This is a genomic window from Duganella sp. GW822-FHT06D06 (genome assembly GCF_058799615.1).
In genome coordinates this window covers 1-4112 of the sequence record NZ_JBXALQ010000051.1, presented here as the reverse complement: position 1 = coordinate 4112, position 4112 = coordinate 1, and the positions used below count along the sequence as shown (strand labels likewise).

At 59.8% G+C, this 4112-nt stretch carries 2 protein-coding genes; both read left to right on the top strand.

The genetic code is table 11. The features are described from left to right. The coding region (locus tag AC1RMD_RS31110) for a hemagglutinin repeat-containing protein (protein WP_492932723.1) at window positions 1-3591 on the top strand (3591 nt) is incomplete at its 5' end. A 2-nt stretch (window positions 3592-3593) separates the two neighbouring features. Next, window positions 3594-3914: a hypothetical protein gene (locus AC1RMD_RS31105; protein ID WP_492932721.1), complete on the top strand. Its 321-nt coding sequence runs from the start codon at window positions 3594-3596 to the stop codon at window positions 3912-3914. The last annotated feature ends 198 nt before the right edge of the window (window positions 3915-4112 follow it).

The following is a 4112-nucleotide window of genomic DNA, read 5'->3' as shown; positions in this document are numbered from 1 at the left end:
GTGCAGTCCGGCAAGGACATCGTCGTCGCCGGCAGTGAGCTGAGCGCCACCGGCGCGCTGACCCTGAACGCGGGCCGCGACCTGCTGGTGGCCCGCGCGCAGCAGAGCGACAGCGAGCAGTACAGCGAACAACACGAGCGCAGCGGCTTCTCGTTCAATGTCGCCTCCGGCGCGCTCGGCTACAGCAAGAGCGAACAGGCCAAGGCCGGCAACGGCGACACGGTGACGCAGGTGGGCAGCGTGCTCAGCGGCGGCAGCATCAGCGCCAGCAGCGGACGCGACACGGTCATCCGTGGCAGCACGGTGGTGGCCGACAAGGACATCGTCATCGACGCCGGGCGCAACCTGAGCATCGTCAGCGCCGAGAACAGCAGCGACGGCGCGTCGTCGAGCAGCAGCAAGAAGTCCGGTTCGATCGGCACGACGTTCCAGCCGGCCATTGGCACGGTCAAGAACGCGAGCGACGGCACCAGTGCCAGCGTGACGCAGGTGGGCAGCCAGATCGCCAGCCTGGGCGGCAATGTGATGCTCAAGGCGGGCGAGCAGTACACGCAAACGGCCAGCGAGGTGACGGCGCCGCAAGGCGACATCGGCATCAGCGCCAGGGACGTGCTGATCAACACTGCCATGAACAGCAGCGACAGCAGCGACCATACGACCTACAACAAGACGGCCATCGGTGGCACGGTCAGCATGCCGCTGGTCGATGCGTTGAAGAGCGCGAACAGCATGGTCAGCGCGGCGAAGAACACCAGTGACGGCCGCATGCAGGCGCTGGCGGCGTTGAACGCGGCGGGCAGCCTCAGCGACGCATATGCCGCCGCCGGCGCCATTAAAGGCATCCAGAGCGCGGGCATCAGGGTGAGTGTCAGCCTTGGCAACCAGACGAGCGACAGCACGGTGGTGCACGCCAGCGATACGGCTGTGGGCTCGACCATCTCGGCCGGCGGCAGCGTGACCATCAACGCGAGCGGCGCCGGCAAGGGCAGCAACCTGACGGCGATCGGCAGCGACATCAAGGCCGGCAAGGACGTCAACCTGTCGGCCGACAACCAGGTGAATTTGCTGGCGGCGCAAAGCACGGCCAGCCAGCACAGCACCAACAGTTCCAGCGGCAGCAGCATCGGCATCGGCTTTGGCATTGGCGGCACGTCGAACGGCTTCACGATCGATTTGGCGGTGAGCCAGGCGCGCGGCAAGGCCGACGGCGACGACATCGGCTACACCAATAGCCACGTGACGGCCGGCAACCAGGTCAACCTGAACAGCGGCGGCGATACGACGTTGAAGGGCGGCGTGATCGCGGCGCCGACGGTGGTGGCCGACATCGGCGGCAACCTGAACATCGAGAGCCTGCAGGACAGCAGCAAGTTCAACAGCAAGCAAAGCAGTTCCGGCTTGAATGCCAGCCTGTGCATTCCACCATTCTGCTATGGCGCCAGCACGGTGGGCGGCAGCATCGGCAAGTCGCATGTGGACGGCGATTTCCTGTCGGTGCTGGAACAAAGCGGCATCAAGGCAGGCGACGGCGGCTTCCAGGTGGCGGTGGCCGGCAACACCGATCTGAAGGGCGGCCTGTTGAGCAGCAGCCAGACGGCCATCGACCGGGGCAACAACGTGCTGGTCACCGGCAGCCTGACCACCAGCGACTTGCAGAACAAGGACCACTATGATGCCGGCGGCTTCGCGTTGTCTGGTTCGGTCAGCGGCAAGATGGGCGACCAGAGCAAGTTGCCCGACACACTGAGCAAGGAACAAAAAGACGCGGCGACCGCCGACGGCAAGCCGGGCGCCAGCGGCGGCTTCGGCTCGGCCAGCGGTGACCAGGGCAGCACGACCGCAAGCGGCATCAGCGGCGGCCTGATCGCCATCACCGACCAGGCCAAACAACTGGCGACGGGCAAGGATGCGGCGACAGCCGTGGCTGGCGTGGATCGTGATGTGACGACGGAATCGGCTGCGGCCAAGGCTGGCGCGCTGACCAAGGGCTGGGATGCGCAGCAGTTGCAGAAGGACGTCGACGCCCAGATCGCCATCACGCAGGAGTTCAGCAAGCAGGCGCCGAAGGCGATTGCAGACTTTGCGGATAAGCGCATATTGGATATCAAAGTCCAGATGAACAAGGAAACCGACGCAGTCAAGTATGCAACGCTGAGGGACGAACTCGACAAGTGGGACGAAGGCGGGGCATATCGCACGGCCTTGCATATGGCAGCTGGCGGATTGAGTGGTGGGGTGGCGGGAGCCATCGGCGCTGCAGCGAGCGCTGCTTCAGCAGACCTGCTGGCTGATCTTCAATTAGGTACGAAAGCTGCGTTGGAGCAGAAGGGGATGAGCTCGGAGCAGGCTGGTATGGTGGCGCAAGGAATCGCCGAGCTGACTTCACTGGGACTCGGTGCTGCGGTTGGTGGGACTGTAGGGGCTGCGACTGCGATCACGACCGACACCAATAATCGGCAATTGAATCAAGGCGACAAGACAGTGGCCAAGCGATTGGCACAACTGAGCGGTGGCGCCTACACGGAGGCGCAGTTGCTGGGGGCATTGCGCGACGCGGGCTTGAAAGATAGCCAAGGCAGGGTGATCGTACAGGAGGGCACGCGCGAACTGTTCTTGAACATCAATGGTCAATTGAAGGATCCGGTCACGGGCAAACCTATCCAAGAGACCTTAAATGCCGATGGCTCAATCATATTGCGGCCAGAGCCGAACAATCCTACCCGTAGCTTGATTGAGGATAAACCCACGGTACCCGGTAACGACGTGATGGCCTATATCATTGCCAACACTGGTGGCACGGCCAGTCCTTATATCTTCACGCCGTCAAAGATTTCTGCTCCCTATCAGGGGCTGCCTCCCGCTCCGGAGGGAACGCATCGTGTCACTATGGTCGTAGACGGCATCAGCTTTTCGCCCTTGGCTGCATCTTGCCCGGCTGCGAGCTGCACCAACGGAGATCCAATAGCGGCTGCGATACCTGATGCGGAGACTAAGGCTTATACTGATGCAGTTGCTCGATATGAAGAGAAGAAGCTGAATATTGTTACTGCGGTGGTCGGTGTCGGCGGCGCGGTGATTCGAGCATTAGATACGACTGTTGGACTATTGAATTCAGCAAACGGGGCAAGTAACACGGTCAAGGTCGGAAGCGCTGTTGATAATATCTACAGTAGCATGCGACCAATGAAAGATGAGTTTCCTGAATTGGCTGGTGTCAATCCTCATTACGTTGAGAATGCTGGAGCAGGCGTAAATACAAACTGTATATCGTGCGTGAATGCGGCGCAACAGAGGCTTCTGGGGAATTCCCCCGATGCCGTTGCCGACGCAACAAAATACGGGAACCAAAACGGATTATTGCCATCTGCCCCATTTGGTTTTGGACCAACAACTACATCGGAAGCAGTGATAGAAGAGATGCTTGCGGCGGGTAATGGTGCAGCTCGGCCGCTCATTATCCAACAACCAGGAAGTGTTCAACATGTGATTAACGTCGTGAATCGTAATGGGCAGGTCTATTTTATTGATAGTCAAATGGGGCAGATAATCACGCTGCGCTCAACAGTACCAGTCCAACTTGGAAGACCATAACTATGAATAGCAACTTAACACCAATCTCTTTTCCTCAAGCAAGAGCGATCGCTGAGCAACATGCCAGTGCCGAGCTGGAGGAATTCGTCGGTTCATCTTCACAGATACTGAAGAGCGAATTTCTTGAGGCTGAACACTGCTGGATGTTTTTTAGAGCCGAGGAACTTCACGTTCCAACTGAGGCCACGCTTGGAATGAGATGGGCGTATGTAGTAAGCAAAAAGGGCACTTATAGCATGGTTCAGGATTTCTCTGATGATCAGCAAAGACTTGAAGCATATTTGCACACGATGTCAGATTATTTTCAGCGCCGTGGTGAGTAGGGAGGAAAGGTCTGCAACTATGCTTTAGGGAGATCAGCCACCTGACCAGCGACATCGTCTGGATGGAGACGGAAACGGTCAGCCTGCCGGACGGCACGGTGGAAGACGTGCTGGTGCCCAGGGTCTACCTGGCCCACGCGGGCGCCGACGCCGTCAAGGCCAGCGGCGCGCTGGTGACCGGCGACGGCGTCGCCATCA

Bases quoted from the DNA above. Each gene is read 5' to 3' on its own strand.
- AC1RMD_RS31105 (WP_492932721.1), top strand. From the start codon at position 3,594: ATGAATAGCAACTTAACACCAATCTCTTTTCCTCAAGCAAGAGCGATC.